This is a genomic window from Hymenobacter swuensis DY53 (assembly GCF_000576555.1).
GTDB lineage: Bacteria > Bacteroidota > Bacteroidia > Cytophagales > Hymenobacteraceae > Hymenobacter > Hymenobacter swuensis.
Window position 1 is genome coordinate 1,591,947 of the sequence record NZ_CP007145.1, and the last position, 22,494, is coordinate 1,614,440.

At 60.9% G+C, this 22,494-nt stretch carries 25 protein-coding genes; 18 read left to right on the forward strand and 7 right to left on the reverse strand.

What is annotated here, in order from left to right; all coding sequences use genetic code 11:
- The first annotated feature begins 9 nt into the window (after positions 1–9).
- The 7 genes from HSW_RS08280 to HSW_RS08310 all read left to right on the forward strand — a co-directional run bounded on the left by HSW_RS08280 (position 10) and on the right by HSW_RS08310 (position 6,736).
- Positions 10–624, forward strand: coding sequence for a gluconate 2-dehydrogenase subunit 3 family protein (locus HSW_RS08280; RefSeq protein ID WP_231501370.1), 615 nt, complete (start codon positions 10–12; stop codon positions 622–624).
- A gap of 210 nt (positions 625–834) precedes the next feature.
- Positions 835–1,986, forward strand: a complete 1,152-nt coding sequence (locus tag HSW_RS08285) for a Gfo/Idh/MocA family protein (RefSeq protein ID WP_197031972.1) — start codon at positions 835–837, stop codon at positions 1,984–1,986.
- Between the two features lie 6 nt (positions 1,987–1,992).
- Positions 1,993–3,045 carry a sugar phosphate isomerase/epimerase family protein gene (locus HSW_RS08290; protein WP_044001548.1) on the forward strand — a complete coding sequence of 351 codons (1,053 nt, stop codon included), beginning with the start codon at positions 1,993–1,995 and terminating at the stop codon, positions 3,043–3,045.
- Positions 3,046–3,064: 19 nt separating this feature from the next.
- Positions 3,065–3,535 carry a c-type cytochrome gene (locus tag HSW_RS08295; RefSeq protein ID WP_081768327.1) on the forward strand — a complete coding sequence of 157 codons (471 nt, stop codon included), beginning with the start codon at positions 3,065–3,067 and terminating at the stop codon, positions 3,533–3,535.
- Positions 3,536–3,688: 153 nt separating this feature from the next.
- Entirely contained in the window at positions 3,689–4,945 is a 1,257-nt protein-coding gene (locus tag HSW_RS08300; protein ID WP_052346247.1) for a nucleoside permease, read from the forward strand.
- Between the two features lie 3 nt (positions 4,946–4,948).
- Positions 4,949–5,839 carry a hydroxypyruvate isomerase family protein gene (locus HSW_RS08305; RefSeq protein ID WP_044001549.1) on the forward strand — a complete coding sequence of 297 codons (891 nt, stop codon included), beginning with the start codon at positions 4,949–4,951 and terminating at the stop codon, positions 5,837–5,839.
- Positions 5,840–5,965: 126 nt separating this feature from the next.
- Positions 5,966–6,736: a 3-keto-disaccharide hydrolase gene (locus HSW_RS08310; RefSeq protein WP_044001550.1), complete on the forward strand. Its 771-nt coding sequence runs from the start codon at positions 5,966–5,968 to the stop codon at positions 6,734–6,736.
- An 82-nt stretch (positions 6,737–6,818) separates the two neighbouring features.
- Here the strand turns inward: HSW_RS08310 and HSW_RS08315 are convergent, their stop codons facing one another.
- On the reverse strand, positions 6,819–7,922 hold the full coding sequence (locus HSW_RS08315; RefSeq protein ID WP_044004337.1) for a mechanosensitive ion channel family protein: 1,104 nt from the start codon (positions 7,920–7,922) through the stop codon (positions 6,819–6,821).
- Between the two features lie 153 nt (positions 7,923–8,075).
- Here HSW_RS08315 and HSW_RS24730 point away from each other — a divergent pair, with 153 nt between their 5' ends.
- Positions 8,076–8,321, forward strand: coding sequence for a hypothetical protein (locus HSW_RS24730; protein ID WP_231501371.1), 246 nt, complete (start codon positions 8,076–8,078; stop codon positions 8,319–8,321).
- Positions 8,281–8,883: a class I SAM-dependent methyltransferase gene (locus HSW_RS08320; RefSeq protein ID WP_231501372.1), complete on the forward strand. Its 603-nt coding sequence runs from the start codon at positions 8,281–8,283 to the stop codon at positions 8,881–8,883. Before HSW_RS24730 ends, HSW_RS08320 begins: the two co-directional genes overlap by 41 nt.
- 11 nt (positions 8,884–8,894) lie before the next feature.
- Here HSW_RS08320 and pncA read toward each other — a convergent pair whose 3' ends face one another.
- Positions 8,895–9,500 carry a bifunctional nicotinamidase/pyrazinamidase gene (gene pncA, locus HSW_RS08325; RefSeq protein ID WP_044001551.1) on the reverse strand — a complete coding sequence of 202 codons (606 nt, stop codon included), beginning with the start codon at positions 9,498–9,500 and terminating at the stop codon, positions 8,895–8,897.
- A 140-nt stretch (positions 9,501–9,640) separates the two neighbouring features.
- Between pncA and HSW_RS08330 the strand changes: the two genes are divergently transcribed.
- Both HSW_RS08330 and HSW_RS08335 read left to right on the forward strand, forming a co-directional pair.
- Positions 9,641–10,069: a BLUF domain-containing protein gene (locus HSW_RS08330; protein WP_052346248.1), complete on the forward strand. Its 429-nt coding sequence runs from the start codon at positions 9,641–9,643 to the stop codon at positions 10,067–10,069.
- 96 nt (positions 10,070–10,165) lie between these two features.
- A complete protein-coding gene (locus tag HSW_RS08335) occupies positions 10,166–11,092 on the forward strand; it encodes a hypothetical protein (RefSeq protein WP_155832883.1) in 927 nt (308 codons plus the stop codon).
- A 3-nt stretch (positions 11,093–11,095) separates the two neighbouring features.
- Here the strand turns inward: HSW_RS08335 and HSW_RS08340 are convergent, their stop codons facing one another.
- Both HSW_RS08340 and HSW_RS22675 read right to left on the reverse strand, forming a co-directional pair.
- Complete coding sequence (locus tag HSW_RS08340; protein ID WP_044001553.1) at positions 11,096–11,623, reverse strand: 2'-5' RNA ligase family protein; 528 nt, start codon at positions 11,621–11,623, stop codon at positions 11,096–11,098.
- Positions 11,624–11,698: 75 nt separating this feature from the next.
- The gene (locus HSW_RS22675; protein ID WP_052346249.1) at positions 11,699–13,273 is read right to left on the reverse strand and encodes a T9SS type A sorting domain-containing protein; all 1,575 of its coding nucleotides are present in this window, start codon (positions 13,271–13,273) and stop codon (positions 11,699–11,701) included.
- A gap of 257 nt (positions 13,274–13,530) precedes the next feature.
- Between HSW_RS22675 and hutI the strand changes: the two genes are divergently transcribed.
- Positions 13,531–14,790, forward strand: a complete 1,260-nt coding sequence (gene hutI / locus HSW_RS08350; RefSeq protein ID WP_044001554.1) for an imidazolonepropionase — start codon at positions 13,531–13,533, stop codon at positions 14,788–14,790.
- A gap of 73 nt (positions 14,791–14,863) precedes the next feature.
- Here the strand turns inward: hutI and HSW_RS08355 are convergent, their stop codons facing one another.
- Genes HSW_RS08355 through HSW_RS08365 form a run of 3 tightly spaced genes read right to left on the reverse strand, consistent with a single transcriptional unit; the run spans position 14,864 to position 17,972 of the window.
- On the reverse strand, positions 14,864–15,844 hold the full coding sequence (locus HSW_RS08355) for a hypothetical protein (protein ID WP_044001555.1): 981 nt from the start codon (positions 15,842–15,844) through the stop codon (positions 14,864–14,866).
- A 42-nt stretch (positions 15,845–15,886) separates the two neighbouring features.
- On the reverse strand, positions 15,887–17,425 hold the full coding sequence (locus HSW_RS08360; protein WP_044001556.1) for an outer membrane beta-barrel protein: 1,539 nt from the start codon (positions 17,423–17,425) through the stop codon (positions 15,887–15,889).
- Complete coding sequence (locus tag HSW_RS08365) at positions 17,418–17,972, reverse strand: RNA polymerase sigma factor (protein WP_044001557.1); 555 nt, start codon at positions 17,970–17,972, stop codon at positions 17,418–17,420. The genes HSW_RS08360 and HSW_RS08365 overlap by 8 nt, the downstream gene beginning before the upstream one ends.
- Positions 17,973–18,188: 216 nt before the next feature.
- On the opposite strand from HSW_RS08365, the gene HSW_RS08370 reads away from it, so the two are divergent.
- The 6 genes from HSW_RS08370 to HSW_RS08395 all read left to right on the forward strand — a co-directional run bounded on the left by HSW_RS08370 (position 18,189) and on the right by HSW_RS08395 (position 22,471).
- Entirely contained in the window at positions 18,189–18,986 is a 798-nt protein-coding gene (locus HSW_RS08370; protein ID WP_044001558.1) for a PhzF family phenazine biosynthesis protein, read from the forward strand.
- The gene (locus HSW_RS08375; RefSeq protein ID WP_052346250.1) at positions 18,986–19,378 is read left to right on the forward strand and encodes a DoxX-like family protein; all 393 of its coding nucleotides are present in this window, start codon (positions 18,986–18,988) and stop codon (positions 19,376–19,378) included. Before HSW_RS08370 ends, HSW_RS08375 begins: the two co-directional genes overlap by 1 nt.
- 10 nt (positions 19,379–19,388) lie before the next feature.
- Positions 19,389–20,126, forward strand: coding sequence for a DUF2071 domain-containing protein (locus HSW_RS08380; protein WP_044001559.1), 738 nt, complete (start codon positions 19,389–19,391; stop codon positions 20,124–20,126).
- A gap of 29 nt (positions 20,127–20,155) precedes the next feature.
- On the forward strand, positions 20,156–20,890 hold the full coding sequence (locus tag HSW_RS08385) for a class I SAM-dependent methyltransferase (protein ID WP_231501374.1): 735 nt from the start codon (positions 20,156–20,158) through the stop codon (positions 20,888–20,890).
- Positions 20,874–21,269 (forward strand): hypothetical protein, encoded by a 396-nt coding sequence (locus HSW_RS08390; protein WP_044001561.1) that lies wholly within the window; start codon positions 20,874–20,876, stop codon positions 21,267–21,269. Before HSW_RS08385 ends, HSW_RS08390 begins: the two co-directional genes overlap by 17 nt.
- A gap of 131 nt (positions 21,270–21,400) precedes the next feature.
- Positions 21,401–22,471: a tetratricopeptide repeat protein gene (locus tag HSW_RS08395; RefSeq protein ID WP_044001562.1), complete on the forward strand. Its 1,071-nt coding sequence runs from the start codon at positions 21,401–21,403 to the stop codon at positions 22,469–22,471.
- Positions 22,472–22,494 lie beyond the last annotated feature (23 nt).

Genomic DNA, 22,494 nt, shown 5'->3' on the forward strand with positions numbered 1-22,494 from the left:
CCTTTGACGATGATGAACCGACGTGATGCCCTGGCCCGCGTAGCTCTGCTGATGGGCGGAGCCGTTATCGGGGGCGACTATTTTCTGAGCAGCTGCTCTTCCCCCAGCGAGGAAAAAACTAAAACGAAAGCCCCCACGGCCGCCGCGCCCAAAGAGCTGCCGGCCGTGCTAAACGCCGAGCAGGTGGCGTATCTGAACGAAGTAGGCGAAACCATTCTGCCAACCACCAAATCACCGGGAGCCAAAGCCGCCGACGTGGGGGGCTTTATGGCCGTGATGGTGCGCGACTGTTACAAGCCCGCCGACCAGCAGATTTTCAAGCAGGGCCTGACGAAGCTGGAAGCCACCGCCAACCAGCAGTATAAAAAAGGGTTTCTGGCCCTGGATGCCACCCAGCGCACCAACCTCCTCACGTCCCTGGATGCGGAACAGAAAAACTACGCCAAAACCAAAACCCCGGAAGCACCTAACCACTACTTCCGTATGATCAAGGAACTGACGTTGCTGGGGTATTTTACCTCCGAAGTAGGTGCCACCAAAGCCCTGCGCTATCTGCCCGTTCCTGGCAAGTATGACGGTTGTGTGCCCTACAAAAAAGGCGACCGGGCCTGGGCTACTACTTGAGTTGTCAACTCCGTTAACCGTCAGGCTTCATCTGGCCTCCACTTGTCGTAGCATCTCTACTGTTTCGTTGAATTTGCGCAGACGAAACAGTAGAGATGCTACGACAAGTGGAGGCCAGATGAAGCCTGACAGCTACCACTACAACGTCAGCACAGGAGCTTCATCGGCAAGCTCGGAATGACGTTCTTTTAAAAATAAACCAGCAACCGAATGAAACTACGATTGGGCATGATTGGCGGAGGCCAAGGCGCGTTTATCGGGGCGGTGCACCGCATGGCGGCCGCCCTGGATGGCCTGTATGAGCTGACCGCCGGTGCCTTCAGCAGCAACCCCGACACGTCCAAAGCCACCGGGCAGGAACTGGGTCTGGCTCCTGATCGGGTGTATGGCTCATACCAGGAATTACTGGCGCAGGAAGCCCAACGTCCGGCTGATGAGCGGGTGCAGGTCATCAGCATCGTGACGCCCAATCACCTCCACTTCGCACCGGCCAAGCTGGCATTGGAAAGCGGGTTTGATGTGGTGCTGGACAAGCCGATGACGTTTTCATTGGCGGAAGCCAAGGAGCTGCAAGCTGTAGTAGCAGCCACCGGCTGCAAGCTCTGCCTTACGCACACGTACACCGGCTACCCCATGCTCAAGGAAGCCCGGCAGTTGGTGGCCTCCGGAAAGCTGGGTGCCATTCGGAAGGTGTATGTGGAGTATCCGCAGGGCTGGCTAAGCGCCTTCGAGGAAGGCGGCGACAACAAGCAGGCTGCCTGGCGCACCGACCCCGCCCGCAGCGGCTTGGCTGGCGCCATGGGCGACATCGGTACTCACGCCTTCAACCTCCTGGAGTACGTAAGCGGCCTGCAGACCACCCAGCTCTGCGCTGATATCAATACCGTAGTGCCCGGCCGCCAGCTCGATGATGACGGAGCCGTGCTGCTGCGGCTTAGCGGCGGTGCCAGCGGCGTGCTGGTAGCTACGCAGGTGGCAGCCGGCGAGGAAAATAATGTGCGCCTGCGCATTTACGGGGAGAAAGGCGGCCTTGACTGGCAGCAGGCCGATGCCAACACGCTGCTGGTAAAGTGGCTGGACCGGCCCACCGAAATCCGGCGGACTGGCGCGAGTTACCTCAGCGCCGCTGCCCGCCACAATAGTCGCATTCCGGCCGGTCACCCCGAGGGCTACCTTGAAGCCTTTGCCAACCTCTACCGCAACTTCGCCCTGACATTGCTGGCCGAGCAAACCGGCCAAGCCGCTCCGCCCGAAGCCCAGGACTACCCCGGCATTGAGGACGGGGTGCGGGGTATGGCTTTTATCGAAAACGTCATTGCCTCGGGCCGCTCCGCGCAGAAGTGGACCGAGTTTACTGTGTAGCCGCTCATGAAAACCATAAAAGGACCCGGCATCTTCCTCGCCCAGTTTATTGGCGACCAGGCCCCCTTCAACAGCCTCGCCAGCATCTGCGAATGGGCGGCGGGCCTGGGCTATAAAGGCGTGCAGCTCCCGACTTTGGACAGCCGCTTCATTGATCTGAAGCTGGCCGCCGAAAGCCAGACTTATGCCGACGAGCTGCGCGGCACAGTGCAGGCCGCCGGTCTGGAAATCACCGAGCTTTCTACCCACTTGCAGGGCCAGCTGGTAGCTGTAAACCCCGTGTATGACCAGCTGTTTGACGGCTTCGCGCCCGAGGCGGTGCGCGGCAACCCCGCCGCCCGGCAGCAGTGGGCGGTGCAGCAGCTGGAGTATGCGGCCCAGGCTTCGCAGCGGCTCGGGCTGACGGCCCACGCCACGTTCAGTGGGGCGCTGCTGTGGCCCTATGTATACCCCTGGCCCCAGCGCCCGGCCGGCCTCGTGGAAACCGGCTTTGACGAGTTGGCGCGGCGGTGGCGGCCCATTTTGGATGTGTTTGACGAGTGCGGCGTGGATGTGTGCTACGAAATTCACCCCGGCGAGGACCTGCACGATGGGGTGAGCTACGAGCAGTTTCTGGCCAAAGTAAACCACCATCCGCGCGCCTGCCTGCTCTACGACCCCTCTCACTTTGTGCTGCAGTGCCTGGATTACCTGGCGTACATCGACATTTACCACGAGCGGATTCGGGCCTTCCACGTCAAGGACGCGGAGTTCAATCCCACCGGCCGTCAGGGCGTGTACGGGGGGTACCAGAACTGGGTAGACCGCGCCGGCCGCTTCCGCTCTTTGGGCGATGGGCAGGTGGATTTCAAAGCCATTTTCAGCAAACTCACCCAATACGACTACCCTGGCTGGGCTGTGCTGGAGTGGGAATGCGCCCTCAAGCACCCCGAAGATGGAGCCCGTGAAGGCGCCGATTTTATCCAGAACCAGATCATCCGCGTTACCGACAAAGCCTTCGACGATTTCGCCTCTTCCGGCATCGACGCGGCTCGCAACAATACCCTGCTCGGCCTCTAAACCATTCCGAACTTCCTCTATGAAAAACGCCCTTCTGCTCCTGACCCTGTGCGCCAGCCTGGCCGCCTGCGGCTCCGAATCCGACAAGTCCGCCGCCAAGGAATCCTACACCCTGGCCGATGAAGCCGCGCCGGCCCAGGACAGCACCACCGGTGCCAACATCAGCGCCGTGGCCCGCCAACCCCAGGTAGATACCAACGCCACCAAAATCGGGACGGCCCCCACGGGCGGCGCGGTGGCCAGCGGAGCCAAGCTGATGCAGGCATCCGACTGCGCCAGCTGCCACCGGGAAGGCGAAAAGCTACTAGGACCCGGCTACAAAGAAATTGCCGCCAAATACCCCGCCACCGCCTCCAACGTGAGCATGCTGGCCAAGAAAATCATAACGGGCGGCAGCGGCAACTGGGGTACCGTACCCATGACGCCCCACCCCGGCCTCTCCCAGAAAGACGCGGAGGAAATGACCCGCTATATTCTGAGTCTGAGGTAAGAACTGCATCTGCACGAATCCTGCACATCATGCTTCGACAAGCTCGGCATGACGGTTGGTTTGGCAATGTCAGCACGCGAGATTCCTCGGCTTCGCTCGGAATGACGTTCTACTTAACACGACCCTACTCCCAAAAACCATTCCCACCTGCTCATGACTTCTACAATCCGGGTAAAACTGTCCCTCATGATGTTCCTGGAGTTCTTTATCTGGGGCGCGTGGTTTGTCACGCTGGGTACGTATCTGCTGCGCAACCTGGGGGCCTCGGGCACGCAGGTGGGCGTGGCGTTCCTCACGCAGTCCATCGGGGCCATTGTGGCGCCGTTTATCGTAGGGCTCATTGCCGACCGGTTTTTCTCTGCCCAAAAGATTCTGGGCGTGCTGCACCTGGCGGGCGCAGTGCTGTTGTGGCGGGCCAGTCAGGCCCCGGATTTCAGCAGCTTTTACCCCAGCATCCTCACTTACATGATTCTGTACATGCCCACGCTGGCGCTGGTGAACTCCATTGCTTTTCGGCAGATGCAGAACCCGCAGAAGGAGTTTGCGCCTATCCGGGTGCTGGGCACGCTGGGCTGGATTGTGGCCGGCCTGACCATCGGCTGGCTGAACTGGGAGCAGACCAACAGCCTGCAATCCACCTTCCTGATGGCGGCCGGGGCCTCGGCCCTGCTGGGCGTGTTCAGCTTCATGCTACCGGCCACGCCACCAGTGAAGAAGGGGCAGTCCAGCTCACTGGGCAGCTTGCTGGGGCTCGATGCTATTGGCATGCTGAAAAACCGCTCCTACCTCACGTTTTTCCTGGCCTCCATTGCCATCTGCATTCCGCTGGCCTTCTATTACGGCTTCACCAATCCGTTTCTCAACGAAGTAGGCATGAAGGCGGCAGCTGGCGTGCAAAGCCTGGGTCAGGTATCGGAACTGCTGTTTATGCTGGCTATTCCTTTGTTTTTCAGTAAGCTGGGCGTGAAGAAGATGCTGGCCATTGGCATGGCGGCCTGGGTGTTGCGCTACGTGTGCTTTGCGTATGGCAACGGGGAAGGCGGTTACTGGCTGCTGATTGCGGGCATCGTGCTGCACGGTATCTGCTATGATTTCTTCTTCGTGACAGGCCAGATTTACACCGATAACTTGGCCGGCGAGCAGTTCAAAAGCTCCGCCCAGGGCTTCATCACGCTGGCTACTTACGGCGTGGGCATGCTGATTGGTACCCTGCTTTCGGGCCGCATCTTCGACAGCTACCAGCTTACGGCCGGCGCCCACGACTGGCGCATGATCTGGCTGATTCCGGCCGGTATTGCCGCCGCCGTGCTGGTGCTGTTCCTGCTGCTGTTTAAGGAGCGCAACGCCGCCGCCGCTTCCACCGAAACGGCTGGCGCTGATGCAGCTCCGCGCTTAGCCGAAGCGCACTAACCGATGGCTGCTATCTGGAACCGTCGCGCGGCCCTGAAAGGCTTGCTTACGGGTACTGCCGCCGTGGGCACTATAGGTTTGGCCGGAGCTGGCGCGCCCAACGAAAAACGCACCGCTATGCCTGCTGCCCTAAAAGAAACTATCCGCCAATCAGTATGCCGCTGGTGCTTCGCCGATTTGCCCCTGGAGCAGCTTTGCGCCGCCGCCAAGGATATGGGCATCCGGGGTATTGACTTGGTCGGACCCCAGGACTGGCCCACGCTGAAGAAATACGGCTTAGACTCACCCATGTGCAACGGCGCGGAAATCAACCTCACCGACGGCTTCAACGACCCGCAGTTTCATGCCCGCCTGCAAAAGCAGTACGCCGCTATGATTCCGCAGGTGGCAAAAGCTGGCTACCGTAACCTGATCTGTTTCAGCGGCAGCCGCCGGGGTAAATCGGATGAGCAGGGCTGGGCGAACTGCGTAACGGGTCTGAAGCCGCTGCTGAAGCTGGCCGAGCAGCACAACGTGGTGCTGGTGATGGAGCTGCTCAACAGCAAAATCGACCACAAAGACTACCAGTGCGACCGGACGGCCTGGGGCGTGGAGCTAGCCAAACGGCTGGGCTCCGAGCACTTCAAGCTGCTCTACGACATCTACCACATGCAAATCAACGAGGGCGACGTCATCCGGACCCTCACCGAGTATCACCCTTATATTGCTCACTACCACACCGCCGGCGTGCCCGGCCGCCACGAGCTCAATGACGCGCAGGAGCTGAACTATCCGGCCATTATGCGGGCCATCCGGGCCACCGGCTTCAAAGGCTACGTGGCCCAGGAATTTATCCCCCAACAGTCCGATAAGCTCGCCTCCCTCCGCCAGGCCGTCCAGCTCTGCGACGTTTGAACGATGTAGAGGCCACCGTCATGCTGACGCTGTAGTGCTAAATTGATTACTGCTGCACGCGACATGCTTCCTGTCGTCAGCATGACGTTCAAAAGAGCCCTTTTCCAACTCCTGTCCTCACTTCCGATGAAACTCCCACTCCTGACGGCCGCACTGTTCAGTTTTTCAATGGCTGCCCACGCCCAGCAAACCGGCAAACCCGAGGATACCGAAGTATGGAAGCCCGTACCGAAAATCGTGCGCGGTAAGCTGAAAACCACCCCGCCGCCTAGCGGTGCCATTGTGCTGTTCGATGGGAAGAACCTGAATGAGTGGGTATCGGCGGATGACCGTACCCAGCCGGCCCAGTGGACGGTAGCCGACGGCCTGCTGACGGTGGACAAGCCGAAGGGTAACATCGAAACCAAACGCACCTTCATCAATTACCGCCTGCACCTGGAGTGGCGCGTACCCGCCGACATCATTGGTCAGGGCCAGGTACGTGGCAACAGCGGCGTGTTCCTGGCTTCCTTGGGCAAAGGCGACTTAGGCTACGAACTGCAGATCCTCGACCCCTACCAGAATCCGACCTATGTAAACGGCATGGCCGGGAGCATTTACAAGCAGCGCATCCCACTGGCCAACCCTGGCCGCCAGCCCGGCGAGTGGCAGTCATATGATGTAGTGTGGATAGCGCCCACCTTTAAGCCCGACGGCTCGGTGCTGACGCCCGCCCGCGTGACGGTGCAGTTCAACGGCGTGACGGTGCAGAAAAACGTAGCCCTGGCCGGCCCCACGCGCTACATTGGCCCGCCGCAATACGAGGCCCACGGTGCCGCACCCATTAAGCTTCAGTCCCACGGCGACCCAAGCGCGCCCATCAGCTTCCGCAACATCTGGGTGCAGGAGCTGAAGTAGGAGCGGGCCAGATGGTATCCTTTCGTTGGCCGAGGTCTTTGCTGCAGTAGTCTGGTGCCGCTGGTTGCTAGGTTAGGAGGCTTTACTCCATACCGTCGGGCAGGGGCGTGAAAGGTCGGTCGGTGGGCTCAGATAAGGAGCGGGTTTTGGGCAGGCTTTCAGGGTGCTGTTCCTGAATAAAGCGCACCAGCTGTTCACGTACCTCACAGCGCAAATCGAAGGCCCGACTGGAGTTGCTGGCACTCACCAGGCAGCGCAGCTCCAAGGTGCGTTCCTTCGAGTCCGTGACCTGCAACACGCACACTCGCTGGTCCCAGAGCGGGTTGGCGGCTACCACGCGTTTCAACTCAGTCCGCACCGCTTCTACCGGAATAGTGTAGTCGGTGTAGAGAAACACGGTACCCAGTAGCTGAGAAGTGCTACGGGTCCAGTTCTGGAAGGGCTTTTCGATGAAGTAGTTGAGGGGCAGTACCAGCCGCCGCTCATCCCAGATGCGCAGCACCACATACGTAAAGGTTATTTCTTCCACCCGGCCCCATTCGCCCTCCACCACCAGCACATCGTCCAACCGGATAGGTTGGGTGAAGGCAATCTGAAAGCCGGCCAGCAGGTTGCTGATGGACCGTTGGGCCGCGAAGCCCACAATCACCGAGGCAATACCCGCCGAAGTCAGCAACCCCGTCCCAATTTTGCGCACCGTGGCAAAGCTCATCAGCACCAGGGCCACGGCCACAAACACAATCAACGATACCACCAGCTTCTTCACAAACTGCAGCTGTGTGAACAGCTTGCGCACCCGCAGGTTGTCGCCGTCCGTGAGTTGATAATGCCGCTGTACTAGGTCCTGCACCACATCCACGGCCTTCACCAGGCACCAGGCGAAGGTGGTAAGCAGCGCCGTTTCTACCAGCCGCCGCGCAACCTCCAGGGGGCGGTCATCGAGCAGGGTGAGTGGCAGGGTGAACGACACTACTAGCACCGGCAGAAACCAAGCGGCGGGCGTGCTCAGGTGCCGCAGCACCGACTGCGCTAAAAAGGCGTCTTCGCGACGGGCGTAGCGTTTCAGCAGGCCGAATAAGAACAGGCTCAGTAACCAGCCCACTGCCAGGCTGCCGGCAATAATGCCAGCGGCGCGAAGCACTAGCTGCAGCGGATCAGGAACGAGGTCGGCAGGAAGTTGCAGCATGGACAAGGTAAGCGGGCTTCATCAGGCGTAGCTTACCCGCAACGCGGGGTAAAGGTTACTGGGATACTTGCAGGAGCAGAAAAGGTAGAAAATGCTCACCTTGCTTTCCCTGCCTCTGTGCTTCCCGAACCCTGGAATTTACTGTCGTCCAGCATGCCTTCCGTACCTGCCAACTACCTAGAGCTGAACCGCCGCCTCTGGAATGCCAAAACGGCTCATCACGTTGCCTCCGACTTCTATAACGTGCCGGGCTTTCTGGCCGGGCAGTCTTCTCTGAACGAGGTGGAGCTCGGGCTGCTGGGGGAAGTAACCCGGCCAGCAGATTCTGCATCTGCAGTGTCACTTCGGGCAGGATTCCTTGTCGCTGAGCCGGTTGGGGGCGCGGGTAACGGGCGTTGATCTGGCCGAAACGGCCATTACCACGGCCTGGGAGCTGGCGGCCCAACTGCATACGGATACGCAGTTCATCTGTGCCGATGTGTATGAGCTGCCCCGGTACCTGGAGCAGCAGTTTGATGTAGTATTCACCACCTACGGAGTGCTGGGTTGGTTGCCCGATATGGAGAAGTGGGCCAGCGTGGTGGCGCATTTTCTGAAGCCCGGCGGCCGTCTGGTGCTGGTCGAATTTCATCCGGTGCTATGGATGTTCAACCCCGATTTCACGCGGGTGGAATACGCCTATTTCAACCGGGAAACCATCACGGAGGTAGAAACCGGAACCTACGCCGACCGTCAGGCGCCCATCGAGGAAACCGCCGTTTCCTGGAATCATAGTCTGGGCGAAGTGCTTGGGGCCCTGCTACGCCAGGGCCTCGAAATTCAGCATTTTGCGGAGTACGACTATTCTCCCTACGACTGCTTTGCGGGGTTAGAGCAGATAGCCGAGCTCCGCTATCAGCTAAGCGCCCTGCCCGGTAAGCTACCCATGCTGTATTCCGTGGTAGCCCGCAAAGCCCGTTAGCGCGGCAGTGACTATAGGTCTGCGAGAAGTTGGAAAGTTGCTCCCCGTTGGGCCAGCACGCGGCGGGCTTCCTGGTAGCCTTCCACTGAAATAGCGCGGGTGGCTTCTGCCAGAAAAGCAACCCGGAAGCTTTCCTGCAGCGCATCCAGCGCCGAAAAATACACGCAGTAATCGGCCGCCAGTCCGCACAGGTGTACTTCCTGCACCCCCCGGCCCCGCAGGTAATCGGCCAGGCCGGTGCTCTTGCGGTGGCCATTGTCGAAAAACCCGCTATAGGAATCTATTTCCGGGTTCATGCCCTTGCGGAAAATGGCCTCAATCCGGTGCTGATCAAGCTGGGTGCTGAATTCAGCCCCCGGCGTACCCTGCACGCAGTGGTCGGGCCACAGGGTTTGCGGGAGACCGTGCAAGTCAATCGATGAAAACAGCGCGTGGCCGGGGTGCTGGCTGGCAAAGCTCTGGTGAGCAGCCGGATGCCAGTCCTGGGTAGCTACTACCAGCTCATAGTGGGGCTGTAGGCGATTCACCAATGGTAGTATTTCGTGGCCGGCGGGCACGGCCAATGAGCCACCGGGTAAGAAGTCGTTTTGAATGTCAATGAGCAGGAGAGCGGTCATACAGCGAAAAAATGGCAGACTGGCGGTTCAGATTGGGAAATAAAAACTTCAAAATAGAGCACTATGTTTACATACTTGCACTCTGTTTAGTCGTATTTTTTAGTGTTTGATTTATACTTGTTGTTCTAAGGTATTCTGTCATGGATTCACTACACCATATCATCTACCAGAGCACGGCTGTCATGGCACTATCCGGGCCGGAACTGGAGCGGCTCCTGAACCAATCCAGAGTGCATAACCAACTGGCCGGGGTATCCGGCATGCTATTATACGACGGCAACCGGTTTCTGCAGGTATTGGAAGGTCCGGAGGTGGCCGTTACCCATATTTTCAGCCGTATTGTGCCCGACTGCCGCCACACCGACGTGCAGGTGCTGGCCAACGGCCCATTGGCGCAGCGACAGTTCAGTGCCTGGTCGATGGGATTGGTGAACTACGGCATCTGTTCCAAAGCTGACTTTGAGGACCCGCTACCGGCCATGCTCAGCGTTACCGACGCGGCCTTGTGGATGCTGCTCCATGATTTTCAGCTGAATGCCAGTCGTATGCAGCGGTATATGGCGTCTTAATTCCACTGCCTGCGCTTGTGCGCTGCAATTCGTCGTTACCTTGCGCCACACCGGGCCTCCCAGGTAGTGGGCTCCGGATTCTGGTACAACAAGGCAATGACAGGTCGTTTTTTTACGGAAATCAGTATAATAGTGGGGGCGGTGCTGCCAATGGCGGCGGCGGCTCAGGCCACGGAAGCCCGCGCCATACCGGGCACGCAGGTGTGGCTGGTACCGCCTCCCGGCTTCGGGTCGGCTACCGGCTTCGCGGGGCTCCGGCGGGGCGAAGCCGTGTTGCAGGTGTTTGATCTGAAGGGAAGCAACTATTACCGGCAGGCCGCCGGGTTCAGCTCGGCCCGGTTTGAGGCGCGCGGAGGCAAAGTTTTGGATTTTAGGGAAGTAACTGGTGCGGCTTATCCGGCCCGGCTGGTGCGGGTGCGCCTGTCGCCCACGCAGGAATCGTCGCAGCTGCTGTTCGGCGACTCCACATTTGCCGTGCTGCTGGATGCCCGCTACCCCGCAGCCGATACGGCCCTGGCCACAGCGGTGCGCCGCAGCCTGCTCAGCGCCACGTACCGGAAGGCCAATGAAACCGGCAGCCCCTCCACCATCGGCATGGTCTTCAGCTTTGATGAAAAAAAGTCTCCGTTTGCGCTGGCTGACCTACGGGCCGGCCGGTACGTGTATGCCCTGGGCGGACAGCGCAAAGCCGATTACGGAACCGAGCCTCTGGTGACGGTAACCACCCACGCGTACAATCCGTCCATCACGGCCGCTGATATCAGTCAGCAGGTGCTGGGGCAGCAAACCGGCCTGATGGGCTATACGGCCCGCAAAATGGCTTCGGGCAAGATAAACGACCTGGTAACCTACGAAACAGAAGGCTTCGCGCAGCTGCTGGGGCAGCGGGTGCTGGTGTATCAGCAGGTGACGGTAATAGGCAGCACTGCCGTAGCCATGCAGGCCGTTGCCCGTCAGGATTTTGAGGCGACGCTCACGCAGTTCAAAAGCCTGACGCACACCATAACCGCCCGCAAGAAGTAACTGCTACACCGCCGCTGCTTGAAACGGAAACCGTGCCAGCTCCTGCCACGGCCCGCCCTGATAAGCCCATAGGGTAAAACCCGTGCCCACGGCCTCCAACGGCGTAAAACTGGCGGTTAACTCTTCGTACAGAGTCCGAGCAACGGTGGGCAGGACTTTGTTTTGCACCGTAACGTGCAGCCGGAGGGGCTGCTGGTCCTGGGGCGTGAGCCAGTCCGCCCAGGTTTTCTGCAGTTCCCGGTGGAGCTGCTGTACCTGCGGGTTCTCAATCGAATACGCCACGCCCTGCCCCAGAAACCGCAAGCCGCTGACATGTAGCGGGAGGGGAGGCACGGAGGCGGTTACGGCCTGCAGGTGCTGCTCAATGGTGGCCTGCTCTGCGCCGGGCAAGTGGTGAAAAAGGGTAACGTGAGCTTCTAGGTAGTTGCGTTCCGGCGGGAAATGCTGTTGTCGTAGCCGGTTGAAGTACTGGTGTGAAGCTGCATCCAGCGTCAGCGTCAGAATGATGGGAGCCACAGGAGAATCGGTCATAAAAAAGGGCAAAGCCAGCTGTACGTGAAATCCACGCCCGGCGGCTTTGCCCCATTGATTTTACTTATGCCGGATTTACGGTGCCACAATCACCAGGCGGGAGGTTTTGCTGTAGCCGGCCTGGCTTACCCGCAGAAAGTAAACGCCGCCCGGTAGCCCGGCTGTACGCAGCTGTGCCGTGTTGCTCCCTACATCGGTGCGCAGCTGTCGAACCAGTTGGCCTCGGGTGTTGCGCAACTCCAGCGTAGCTGATAGTTCGGCGGTGGGCAACAGCACCTGTACCTGCTCCCGGGCCGGGTTAGGATACACCTGAAGCACAAAGTCGCCGGCCCTGTTGACGGGCTGAACCGAGGAATACGCCACGCGGCCGTCCTCATCGTGCATCGCCAGCCGGTAATACGACTGTCCGGCCAGGGGGGGAGCGTCCAGCACTGAGTACGACTGCCCACCGGGCCGGTTTCCGGCAACCACCCGCCCTACGGGCTGCCAGCTGGTACCGGTAGCACTGCGCTCAACCTCAAAATAGCCCACCTGCTGCTCGCTGGCAGTCAACCAGTCGAGCCGGACGCCTGCGGTGGTAGCAGTAGCGCCAAACCGCACGAGCGTGACGGGCAGCGGCAGCGCGTCGCGGAAGCTGACGGCGTCGCCCCGGGTGCAGCCCAGAGCCGCCCCGTAGGCCCGCCCGGTGTAGTTGCCCGTCTGGCCATCAATCCGGAAAATCTCCCCGGTGGCCGCCCGCACCGTGTATACATTGTCGAACCGGTCAGAGAACATGGCACCCACGTTCCTGTCGCCGGATGGGGTAGCGGGAATTGGGGTGGTTACGGCAGTTGTAACGGCCACCGGGGCGGTGGCCGGGTTGCTGATGGTCAGGTATTGGTCGGTGAGGCCCAGGTAGCTCACCAGGTTTCCGGTTGCTTTATCGTACACCCAGTCCTGAATACCGCCCTCGGGCGTAGGCCCAGAGCCACTGGAGCGGATGTAGGCCTCCGCCTGACTGCGGAATGACTCTACCACGGCAGCAGTAGCAGGGTCGGAGGTGTTGAGGCGCTGCCAGGTGGGCGCGGCAATACTGGTCAGGTCTACGGTGCCTACATACAGACGGGCGTCAGATACGCGGGCCGTATTGGGCAGCGGAAACCCGAAAAATGTATCGAAAATAATGCGGAATGTGGCTCCCCCGATGTAATACTGACCATTGGGGCCGCTATCAGCCACGAAGTTGAGTGTCTGCCGCACGTCCGTAGTAGTCTGAGAGCCGGTAGGTTGCGTCAGCTCACTGGCGGGCGGCGTTTCCGGAGCCGTCATGGGCCGAACGGAATCGGCCAGGGCAGTGCTCAGGTTAATGCGGTAAAGCTGAGGTGTAAACGTCGTGAAGTTGGCCAGGCTCTGCTGCTCCACCCGCATACCGTACAATACCGACTGATCGGCTTGGTCATAGCCGAGGCCATTGATGATCAGATTATTGCCACCGTTGATGCGCACGGTGCCAACTGTCTGCATGGAGCCATCCTGCAGTACCTGGTACAGCTGGGAAGGGTTCCGGGCCGAAGCCGGACACGCCGACGATACGGCAAAGCTGCTGGTAGGCAGTTGAGCCCACGCACAATGACTACTGAGCAGGAGTAGGAAGAGTATAGGGTTTTTCATTTTGGGAAGTAAGGCAGAGGCCCGAAAAAGTCCATATCCGCTTGTGAAAGCCACATTTAACGGTAGGTAAAAGGTACGAAACCTGGCCTATAAACTCCTCTTTCCCGAAAATGGATACGCTTTGGTAGGTGTATTTTTATTTGGTTATATAGCTGTAAACCACTCGTTGAGGGTGAAATACGGCCTTCACATTGCCGGTTCGGACAAAAGCCACCGAAAATTTTCTTCGCACTTTTACTACTCCACCCTACGTCCCGATGGCCTACTCACTTCTGATCCGCAACTGCGGCCAATTGCTTACGCTGGCCGGCTCCTCCACTGCCCGGCCCCTCACCGGCTCCGCGCTTACGGACTGGCGCAGCATTTCGGGGGGCTACGTGGCCTGTGAAAACGACCGGATAGTAGCCGTTGGCCCGATGGCGGAGCTGGATGAAACCCAAGTCACGGCGGCTACCATGGTGCTGGATGCGGCGGGGCGGGTAGTGCTGCCAGGCTTGGTAGAGTGCCATACCCACCTGGTTTTCGGGGGCAACCGGGCCCATGAGTTTCAGCGCAAGCTCAAGGGCGAAGCCTACCTCGATATTCTGGCCAGCGGCGGCGGTATTCTGAGTACGGTGCAGGCCACGCGGACCGCCTCGCAGGAGCAGCTACTGGCCAATGCACTGCACCACCTGGCGGGTTTTCAGCGTTACGGCATTACCACACTGGAAGCCAAAAGTGGGTACGGGCTTGATGCGGAAACGGAACTGCGGCTTGTGGAGGTTGCCCGGGAGGCCGGCCGACGGCAGCCGGTGCGGGTAGTGCCTGCTTTCCTGGGAGCCCACGTTCCCGGGCCTGAATACCGGGGCCGCCCGGCCGAGTATCTGGCCATGCTGGTGCGCGACGTGCTGCCGTACCTGAATCCGCAGGAAGTACCGTTCGTGGATATCTTCTGCGAGGAAGGCGCGTTTTCCGTGGCCGACTCGCGGCAGTACCTGGCGCAGGCGCAGGAGCTGGGGTTCGGCTTGAAAATCCATGCCGAGCAGCTGCACGACCTGGGCGGCTGCGAAATGGCCGCGCAGCTGGGAGCCATCAGCATCGACCACGCCGACTATCTGGCTCCGGCCGCCGCCGCGCGCATTGCCCGCCAGAGCCAGGGCCGCACCGTAGCGGTATTGCTGCCGCTGGTGCCGTTGTTTCTGCGGCAGGACCGGTACGCACCCGGGCGCGCCTTCATTGAGGCCGGACTGCCGGTGGCGCTCAGCACCGACTTCAACCCGGGTTCCTGCCCCAGCAAAAACCTGTGGTTGGCGGTGTCGGTGGCCTGTCTGAAAATGGGCCTGACGCCTCGTGAGGCCATAGCGGCTGTAACTATCAACGCAGCCTGGGCCATCGGGCAGCAGCAGGAGTGTGGCAGCCTGGAACCCGGCAAACGGGCCGATATTCTGGTGCTGGACGTGCCTGCGCTGGAGGAAATTCCGTACTGGCTGGGCGAAAACCCGGTGCAGCAGGTGATTATCGGTGGGAAATTGGTGTAGCACCTGACCAACAGAAAAGCCCGGCCGTCAGACCTGACGACCGGGCTTTTCAGTGCCTGTAGAGTGCGCTGAATTATAGAGTGTTTAAGCTGGCTATCAGGTCACCGGGGGTGGTTTCCTGCAAAACGGGTGCAAAAGGAACCCCAACCTGCACGGTGCCATCCTGGCGGCCGTAGTACAGCTTGTTGTCCACCGTCCGGATAACGACGATGCTGACTGCCGCCCCTAGTGGTACCCCACCGCTCCGGAAGATATTGGGTGCGGTAAAATCACACACGCTCAGGGTTCCGTTGAAGGCGCGGAACACGGCAAATACCATCGTGTTTTTCTGCGGGTCGATGTTGGTGCCGGCTACGTTGACGGTAATCGTCTGCGGGTTCGGGGTGGAGTAAAACCGGTCACAGTTAAACCAGCCAATGCCCTGGTTGTACAGCACACTGCTCACCGTTATCAGATTGCCGGTAGGAGTAGGGCTGAGGGTGGAGCCGGGGTCCGTATTCAGCGTCCAGTTAAAGCAGCTGCTGGCAGAGCCGGAACCGCTGCCGGAACTGCCCGGCGCGACAAACAGCCGCATGGTATCCTGCGGCGACACGTTGGGCGGGTTCATCGTCTGGAGCCGGATGGTGGCTCCCGGGGCCATGCGAAGGGTGGTATCCTGCGCGGGCTGCAGGTACACTTCCCCGGCCGACTGCAACACCCGCCCGTTGGATACCGTGGGCATGTTGCTGAGCACCATATCGGCCCGGCTGAAAATCTCCCGGAAAGCCAGTTGAACCGGTGCGGTTACCACCTGACCGTTCTTCACGAAGGCATTGGCCGGAATCGTCACGATGGTGCCTTTTGAGCCGGTGAAGGTATTGGCGCGGGTGGGGTCGTAGGTAAAAGTCTGCACGGCAGCTCCCAGCTGCGTCTGCAGGGCTTTCACGGTGCTGGGCACGGGGAGGGTAGGGCCGGGCGTAGTGCCGTCTTCACACACCACGGTGCCCGCATCAAACTGACAGGCCGGAAGCAAAAAAGGCAGGGTAAGCAGGCTGGCAAACAGTAGTCGTTTCATTGGGTTTTCAGAGGTAAGTCGGATAGAAGAAATAAGCGGCACTTAGTGTTTGCGCGGGTCTAGGTCCCAGCTGTAGCCAATCTGCACGCCGGTACTCCAGGGGCGGCGGGGCGCGCGGGTGCTGTCAGGGACCGTGAGCGAATTAAGAAATACTTGCCCCTGGGGCCGGATGGTAAGCCACTGCCCCGGTGCAAACTGGTAGCTGGCAAATACGCCCCCGGTAAGAGCCAGATTGAGGCGACGGAAGGGCAGATTCACCGCGTCGGTAGTCCATTGGCGCTGGCCGCAGTTGCAGGCCGAGCCTTCGGTGGTGCGGGCTCCGGTAAGAAAAGCCACGTTGCCGCCGCCCAGCACTCCGTAGCGCCAGCGGTGGTTGCCCTGCAGCGTCAGCTGGGCCTGCACCGGAATAGTCAGGAAGCGATACACGTCGCGGAAGTCCTTCTGCAGCAGATTTTCCTGGGAGGTTTTCTTCAGCTGGTAGTTCAGCGAATTGGCAAACTCGGCGTAGCCCAGACCAGCCGCTACTGTCAGTTGCCGCGAAAAGGCGTAGGCGGCCGTTGCCTGGCCCGAGAAGCCCAGATTCGGCCGCTCCAACCGTTCCAGCTGGGTAGGTGAGCCCCCCAGGAAGCGGTAGGTGAGGCTTGGGCCAAGCACCAGCTGGGCGCTCCAGTTGCGCAGCCGCAACTCCTGTTTGGTGGGGCGCTTACGGGCACGACGTTTGGCATGCACTTCCGGCTCGGCCGGCTCCAGCGGTTTGGGCCTGATGGCCAGTAGCGCCAACGGCTCGTTGCTGATTTTCTGCGTCTGTTTCCGGCTCCGTCGGGTAGCTGTGGCATTTGCGGTGGCGTCTCCGGCGGCAGGGTTTTCGGCGGCAGGGTTTTCGGCAGCTTCCCCGATAGTACGGTTCAGGTCGGTTCGGCTGCGACGGGCGGCACCGGGCCGCTGCAAGGCGCGGCGGCTCCCTTCGCTTTCCAGGCTCTGGTAGGAAGTACGAGTGGGTTTGGTGGTGCCTGTCAGCAGCCCGGCGGCCCAGCGTGGGTTGCGCCGCTTGCTGCGCGCCGCGCCGTCGGGGCCGTTTGCCACTCCCGCTACAGCGCCATTCCAGGTGCGCCGCTCCCGTTTGGTGCGGGCGGTTACAGCTGGGAGCATCGGTGCGCCGGACTTTCCTGCAACAGTTCCGGCTGGTCCCGCAATCGGGCTGACTGTTGAAGTAGTTGCGCGGGTAATAGCATTGGGTTCAGCAGAGGCCGCAGCAACGGCCGGATTAACCGTGGCGTAGGCTGGCGGTAGTTGCTGCCGGTTGGTTGCACGGCCAGCTTCGGGCTGGTTTGTGGGATGCTGGGCTGCCTGGCTGCCAGTTTTATGGCTTGCAAACGGGTGCCAATAGTCATTGCCGATTTTTACGGTGCCAACCACGAAGGCCAGCAGCAACAGCAGTAACAAGAGCCGCCAGTTGCGCGACTGTTTGGCGGGGACCTGTTCGCGGATAGCGGCCCACACCGCTTCGGGCGGGGCACTGCCGTAGCCTTCCAATTTGCGGTTCAGGTCCTGGTAAAATTGTTCCGATTCGTGCTCAGTCATGGTAGTGAGGGATGTGAGCCTGCTGGTGCAGGCGTTCTTCCAGTAGGCGGCGGGCCCGGGAAAGCTGCGACTTGCTGGTGCCTTCCGAAATGCCCAGCAGCTCCCCGATTTCGGCGTGCGAGTAGCCTTCGACGGCGTACAGGTTTAGGACGGTGCGGTAGCCGGGCGGCAGTGTGTTCATCAGCTGCACCACATCGGCAGCGGAAAGCTGATCGAAGGGCGTGCCGTCCGGATGGGGAATGTCGGCGGCTTCCTCCGTGTCCAGATGCGGCCCCCGCTGCTGGTGCTGGTGCCAGAGATTGAGGGAAGTCGTGACGGCAATGCGGCGCGCCCAAGCCTCGAAAGGCCCCTGATTACGGAACTGGTCGAGCCGCGTGAAAATCTTCACGAAGGTCAGCTGGAGGGCGTCTTCGGCTTCGGCCCGGGAGGGACAGTAGCGCAGGCACACGCCCATCAGCTGGTAGCCCAGTCGCTCATAGAGGGCCCGTTGCGCGGCCGGCTGTCCGCGCCGGCAGCCTTCCACGAGGTGGTCAATTGATTCGGCCATAGGCGGGAGGCAGATAAGCAGGTAGAAATAACATACGCTAGCGTTGTGCCTCCATGACCGGTCGACCCCGCTCCGGGGTTGCGTGGCCGGCAGGAATATTTTCGCCCGACGATAAAAGCTTGTACATACCGCACAATATCACCCGAAACCGTAGTTTCGCCGCATCGTCGGGCCTCTTTGGCCGACTAATTTCTTCGCCTTTGTTCCCGCCCCGCTATGCTGCTGCCCATTTATCAGGTGGATGCCTTCACCGACCGGCCTTTTGCCGGCAACCCCGCTGCCGTATGTCCGCTGACCGAGTGGCTGCCCACCGACACCATGCAGGCCATTGCCGCCGAAAATAACCTGGCGGAAACGGCCTTTTTCGTGCCAGGGAGCGGGAATGAGTACGAAATCCGCTGGTTCACGCCGGCCGTGGAGGTGGAGCTGTGCGGGCACGCTACGCTGGCCTCGGCGCATGTGCTGTACCGTCACCTCCGGTTTCAGGGCGCGGAAATCGTATTTCACTCGAAAAGCGGCCCGCTGCGGGTAAGTCAGGCTGAAGCCGGGATGCTGACCCTCGACTTCCCGGCCCGGCCCCCGCACCTCATCACCGAGCACCCCGATGGCCTGCTCGACGGCCTGCGGGCCACCCCGCTCCAGCTGCTGGCCGGCCCCGATCTGGTGTGCGTATTCGCTACCGAAGCCGAAGTGCGCGCTCTGCACCCCGACATGGCTCACCTCATTAAGGTGGAATACCGGGCCGTTATTGCTACCGCTCCAGGTTCTGAGGGCGTAGATTTCGTGTCGCGCTTTTTCGGCCCCCGGGTGGGTGTGCCCGAAGATCCGGTAACCGGCTCGGCCCATACTACCCTGGTGCCGTATTGGGCCGCACGGCTGGGCAAGACCCACCTGCACGCCCGCCAGGTTTCAGCCCGTAGTGGCGACCTGTGGTGCGAGCTGCGCGGCGAACGGGTGCTCATGAGCGGCCACGCCGTTACGTATCTACAGGGCGAGATTGAGGTACCAGCGTAATGCGGCGTGCGGCCTTGGGTCCGTGGGTGCTGCGTTGCGGCATTGCGGCTGTGTGGCTAATCAATGGGCTGATGTGCAAGGTGCTGCACCTAGTGCCGCGCCACGAAGCTATTGTGGCCCGCATGCTGGGGCCCGCGTATGCCAGCCCGCTCACAAAGCTTATCGGGCTGGCGGAAATAGGCATGGCCCTCTGGGTACTGAGCGGACGCTACCTGCGGCTGAGTGTGGCTGTGCAAATAGCTCTGGTGCTGACGATGAACGTGCTGGGATTCCTGTTGGCTCCCGATTTATTGCTCTGGCATCACTATAACCTGCTGTTTGCTGGCCTATTTACGCTGGTGCTATATTATTATGGCTTTCGGCTGACGCCCAGGCCTTCCTCTCTATTTTAATATCAGCCGTATGGCGCTTACCCATCACCCGTTTGGCGTAGAGGCGCTGCTGAGCCGTACCACGGTGCTGACGTACGCCGTGCCGGCCGCCGAGCTGCAAAAGTTGCTGCCGCCCTGCCTGACGCTCGACACCCTTGATGATACCTGGGGCTTCGTGGCCGTGGCGCTGGTGCAAACCCGGCAGCTGCGGCCTCAGGGGCTGCCGGCCTGGCTCGGTAATGATTTTTTTCTGATTGGCTACCGCCTGTTCGTGCGTTACACCACGGCCACTGGTAAGCGGCTGCGGGGGCTGTACATTCTGCAATCGGCCACCGATAAGCGCATGATGCAGTGGCTGGGCAACCTGTTCACAGGCTACCAATACCGCACCATCGACATTCGCCACGCAGCCACGGCGGCCGGCCTCACGTTTCACTCGGAGCAGGCGGGGCTGGCTATTGAGGTGGCCTATGGCACCGCGCAGGAGCCGGAACTGCCGGCCGGGTCGCCGTTTGCGAGCTGGGGGCAGGCGCGGCGCTTTGCCGGGCCGCTGCCGTTTACCTTTTCCTACCGGCCCCGCACGCGGGAGGTGGTGATAGTGGAGGGCATCCGGGCGGAGTGGCGGCCCCGGCCGGTACAGGTCCGCACGGCGCAGGTACCCTTCGTGGAGGCGCTGGGCATGAGCGAAATCCGGCTGGCCAGCGCCTTCACCATGACCGATATACCCTACCGCTGGCAGAAGGGCCGCACTGAACGGTGGGCCGGATGAGAAAGCGCGCGGAAGGAGTCAGGAATATCGTGCGCTTCAACTGGCACTTTTACGCTGGCGCGGGTGGAACTGCGCTGCTGCTGGTAGCCGGCCTGGTGCTGGCGGATGGCTATCCGACCGGGCAACTGGTGCTGGCCCTGGCGTTGCTGGCCGTGCTGCTGCCTACGGTAGTGTCGTTGGGCGTGTCGTGGTACGTGTATGATGCCTCGGGGCTCTACGATTTCGCCTGGCTGTTGCCGGCCGGGGCCACGCCGCCCACGCGGCTGGTAAACATCCACGCCGGCTTCGATGAAACCAGTGCGCTGCTGCGGCAGCAGTTTCCGGCCGCCGGGTTACGGGTGCTCGACTTCTATAATCCCGCTCTGCACACTGAGGTTTCCATCCGGCGGGCGCGGGCGGCGGCGGTGCCGTATCCGGGCACTGAGTCCGTAAGTCCGCACGCGCTACCGCTGCCCACCGCTGGCACCGACTACGTGCTGGTGATGCTGGCGGCCCATGAAATCCGGGACCCGGCGCAGCGGGCGGCGTTTCTGCGCGAAATCCGGCGGGTGCTGGCCCCCGGTGGGCGGGCCGTGGTGGTGGAGCACCTGCGCGACCCGGCTAACTTTCTGGCTTATACCATCGGCTTTCTGCATTTCTATTCCCGCACCACCTGGCGGGCGGCGTTTCGGGCCGGCGGCCTGCGCGTGGGGCAGGAGCAGAAGCTCACGCCCTTTCTTTCAGCCTTTATGCTTTATCCTGATACTGATGGAAGTACATTTTAAGGTTATCGGGACCCTGCTCACGCTGCTGGCCTTTCTGCACGCCGGCTTCCCACGCTATTTCAACTGGGCCACCGAGTTTGCGCCACTGAGCCTGATCAACCGGCAGATGATGTACGTGCACACCCTGTTTATTGCGCTGCTGGTGCTACTGAGCGGTTTGCTGTGCCTGGGCTACGCCCCCGATCTGGTTCATACGCCCCTGGGCCGGGTCGTATGCCTGGGCATGGGTATCTTCTGGCTGCTGCGGCTGGTGGTGCAGTTTGTGGGCTACTCGCCGCAGCTGTGGCGGGGCAAGCGGTTTGAAACCATGGTACACGTGCTGTTTTCCCTGTTCTGGCTGTACCTGACGGTGGTATTTCTGCGGGTGTACTGGCAGTGAAAACAGACGCTTTGCCTCGGCTCCGGCCAAAATACGTTTCTGCGTGATACTGTCGGTGCCGCACGTGCTGCCAGTATATCCGGGGAGTTTCGGTTACTTCGCTTCCCTCTCTTCAATTGTCCTTACCCGATATGCGCGCACAAAGAATACTTCTTATACTAACCCTGGGGCTCGGCCTTTCCACCCAGGCCACTGCCCAAACCACCGGCAGCCAGGAGCTGGTGCAGCAGGGCGTGGCCCTCTACGACCAAGGCAAGCCTGATGAGGCCGTGCTACGTTACAAAGAAGCCCTGAAACAGGACCCCACCAATACTACTGCCCGCTACGAGCTGGCTTTGACCTACAACGCCCTGGGCCGTAACGAGGAAGCTGTGGCCCTGAGCAAACAACTCCTGAAACAGGAGGCCGAGCCCGGACCCTCCATCTACAGCACCTACGGCAACGCACTGGATGGGCTGAAAAAGCCCAAGGAAGCCGCCAAAGTGTATCAGGAAGGCCTGAAACGCTACCCCAACGACGGCGCACTGCACTTTAACCTGGGTGTAACGCAGGCCACGGCGCTTGGGCAGCCGGCCGAGGCTATTGGCAGCATGCAGCAGTCGGTGCGGTGCCGGCCGGGGCACGCCAACTCGCTGAACGCGCTGGCCCTGCTGCAGCAGCAGGAGGGCAACCGGGTGCCGGCGCTGCTGGCCATACTGCGCCTGTTGCAGGTGGAGCCCACCGGGCAGCGCGCCGAGGCCGTGCTGGCCCGCTTCGATAAGCTGCTGGGCCGAGGCGTGGAGAAAACCAGCGAAAAAGCCGTCACTATTAATATCTCCCCGGAAACCCTGAAAAACGCCGGCAAAAAAGGCGGCCTCGACAACTTCGGCCCCGCCGACATGCTGCTGAGCATGAGCGGCGCCATGGATTACAGCGAGGAAAACAAAGACAAAACGCCCACCGAGCAGCTCATCCGTAAGCTGGACGCGTTGATCAGCGTGCTGGATGAGCTGCACCCGGAAAAGCAGAACGGATTTACCTGGCAGTATATGGTGCCGTACTTCGTGGAGCTGAAGAAGCAGGGCTACCTGCCGGCCCTGGCGTACTCCGTGCAGGAGTCGAGAGCTGCCCGCACGCCTGAGGTGCAGACCTGGCTGGCCAACCACACGGCCACTGTGGAGGAGTTCCGCAGCTGGTCGGCGGCATACGCGTGGCCGAAGTAGGAGCGGGGCCGCTACCCACGCGG

What these genes read in the sequence shown, in the direction of transcription:
- HSW_RS08365 (WP_044001557.1), bottom strand. Translation starts at nt 17,972, where the DNA reads ATGGCCGAATCAATTGACCACCTCGTGGAAGGCTGCCGGCGCGGACAG.
- HSW_RS08370 (WP_044001558.1), top strand. Translation starts at nt 18,189, where the DNA reads ATGCTGCTGCCCATTTATCAGGTGGATGCCTTCACCGACCGGCCTTTT.
- hutI (WP_044001554.1), top strand. Translation starts at nt 13,531, where the DNA reads ATGGCCTACTCACTTCTGATCCGCAACTGCGGCCAATTGCTTACGCTG.
- HSW_RS08305 (WP_044001549.1), top strand. Translation starts at nt 4,949, where the DNA reads ATGGCTGCTATCTGGAACCGTCGCGCGGCCCTGAAAGGCTTGCTTACG.
- pncA (WP_044001551.1), bottom strand. Translation starts at nt 9,500, where the DNA reads ATGACCGCTCTCCTGCTCATTGACATTCAAAACGACTTCTTACCCGGT.
- HSW_RS08380 (WP_044001559.1), top strand. Translation starts at nt 19,389, where the DNA reads ATGGCGCTTACCCATCACCCGTTTGGCGTAGAGGCGCTGCTGAGCCGT.
- HSW_RS08330 (WP_052346248.1), top strand. Translation starts at nt 9,641, where the DNA reads ATGGATTCACTACACCATATCATCTACCAGAGCACGGCTGTCATGGCA.
- HSW_RS08285 (WP_197031972.1), top strand. Translation starts at nt 835, where the DNA reads ATGAAACTACGATTGGGCATGATTGGCGGAGGCCAAGGCGCGTTTATC.
- HSW_RS08395 (WP_044001562.1), top strand. Translation starts at nt 21,401, where the DNA reads ATGCGCGCACAAAGAATACTTCTTATACTAACCCTGGGGCTCGGCCTT.
- HSW_RS08290 (WP_044001548.1), top strand. Translation starts at nt 1,993, where the DNA reads ATGAAAACCATAAAAGGACCCGGCATCTTCCTCGCCCAGTTTATTGGC.
- HSW_RS24730 (WP_231501371.1), top strand. Translation starts at nt 8,076, where the DNA reads ATGCCTTCCGTACCTGCCAACTACCTAGAGCTGAACCGCCGCCTCTGG.
- HSW_RS08280 (WP_231501370.1), top strand. Translation starts at nt 10, where the DNA reads ATGATGAACCGACGTGATGCCCTGGCCCGCGTAGCTCTGCTGATGGGC.
- HSW_RS08335 (WP_155832883.1), top strand. Translation starts at nt 10,166, where the DNA reads ATGACAGGTCGTTTTTTTACGGAAATCAGTATAATAGTGGGGGCGGTG.
- HSW_RS08360 (WP_044001556.1), bottom strand. Translation starts at nt 17,425, where the DNA reads ATGACTGAGCACGAATCGGAACAATTTTACCAGGACCTGAACCGCAAA.
- HSW_RS08390 (WP_044001561.1), top strand. Translation starts at nt 20,874, where the DNA reads ATGGAAGTACATTTTAAGGTTATCGGGACCCTGCTCACGCTGCTGGCC.
- HSW_RS08340 (WP_044001553.1), bottom strand. Translation starts at nt 11,623, where the DNA reads ATGACCGATTCTCCTGTGGCTCCCATCATTCTGACGCTGACGCTGGAT.
- HSW_RS08355 (WP_044001555.1), bottom strand. Translation starts at nt 15,844, where the DNA reads ATGAAACGACTACTGTTTGCCAGCCTGCTTACCCTGCCTTTTTTGCTT.
- HSW_RS08310 (WP_044001550.1), top strand. Translation starts at nt 5,966, where the DNA reads ATGAAACTCCCACTCCTGACGGCCGCACTGTTCAGTTTTTCAATGGCT.
- HSW_RS08375 (WP_052346250.1), top strand. Translation starts at nt 18,986, where the DNA reads ATGCGGCGTGCGGCCTTGGGTCCGTGGGTGCTGCGTTGCGGCATTGCG.
- HSW_RS08300 (WP_052346247.1), top strand. Translation starts at nt 3,689, where the DNA reads ATGACTTCTACAATCCGGGTAAAACTGTCCCTCATGATGTTCCTGGAG.
- HSW_RS08315 (WP_044004337.1), bottom strand. Translation starts at nt 7,922, where the DNA reads ATGCTGCAACTTCCTGCCGACCTCGTTCCTGATCCGCTGCAGCTAGTG.
- HSW_RS08295 (WP_081768327.1), top strand. Translation starts at nt 3,065, where the DNA reads ATGAAAAACGCCCTTCTGCTCCTGACCCTGTGCGCCAGCCTGGCCGCC.
- HSW_RS22675 (WP_052346249.1), bottom strand. Translation starts at nt 13,273, where the DNA reads ATGAAAAACCCTATACTCTTCCTACTCCTGCTCAGTAGTCATTGTGCG.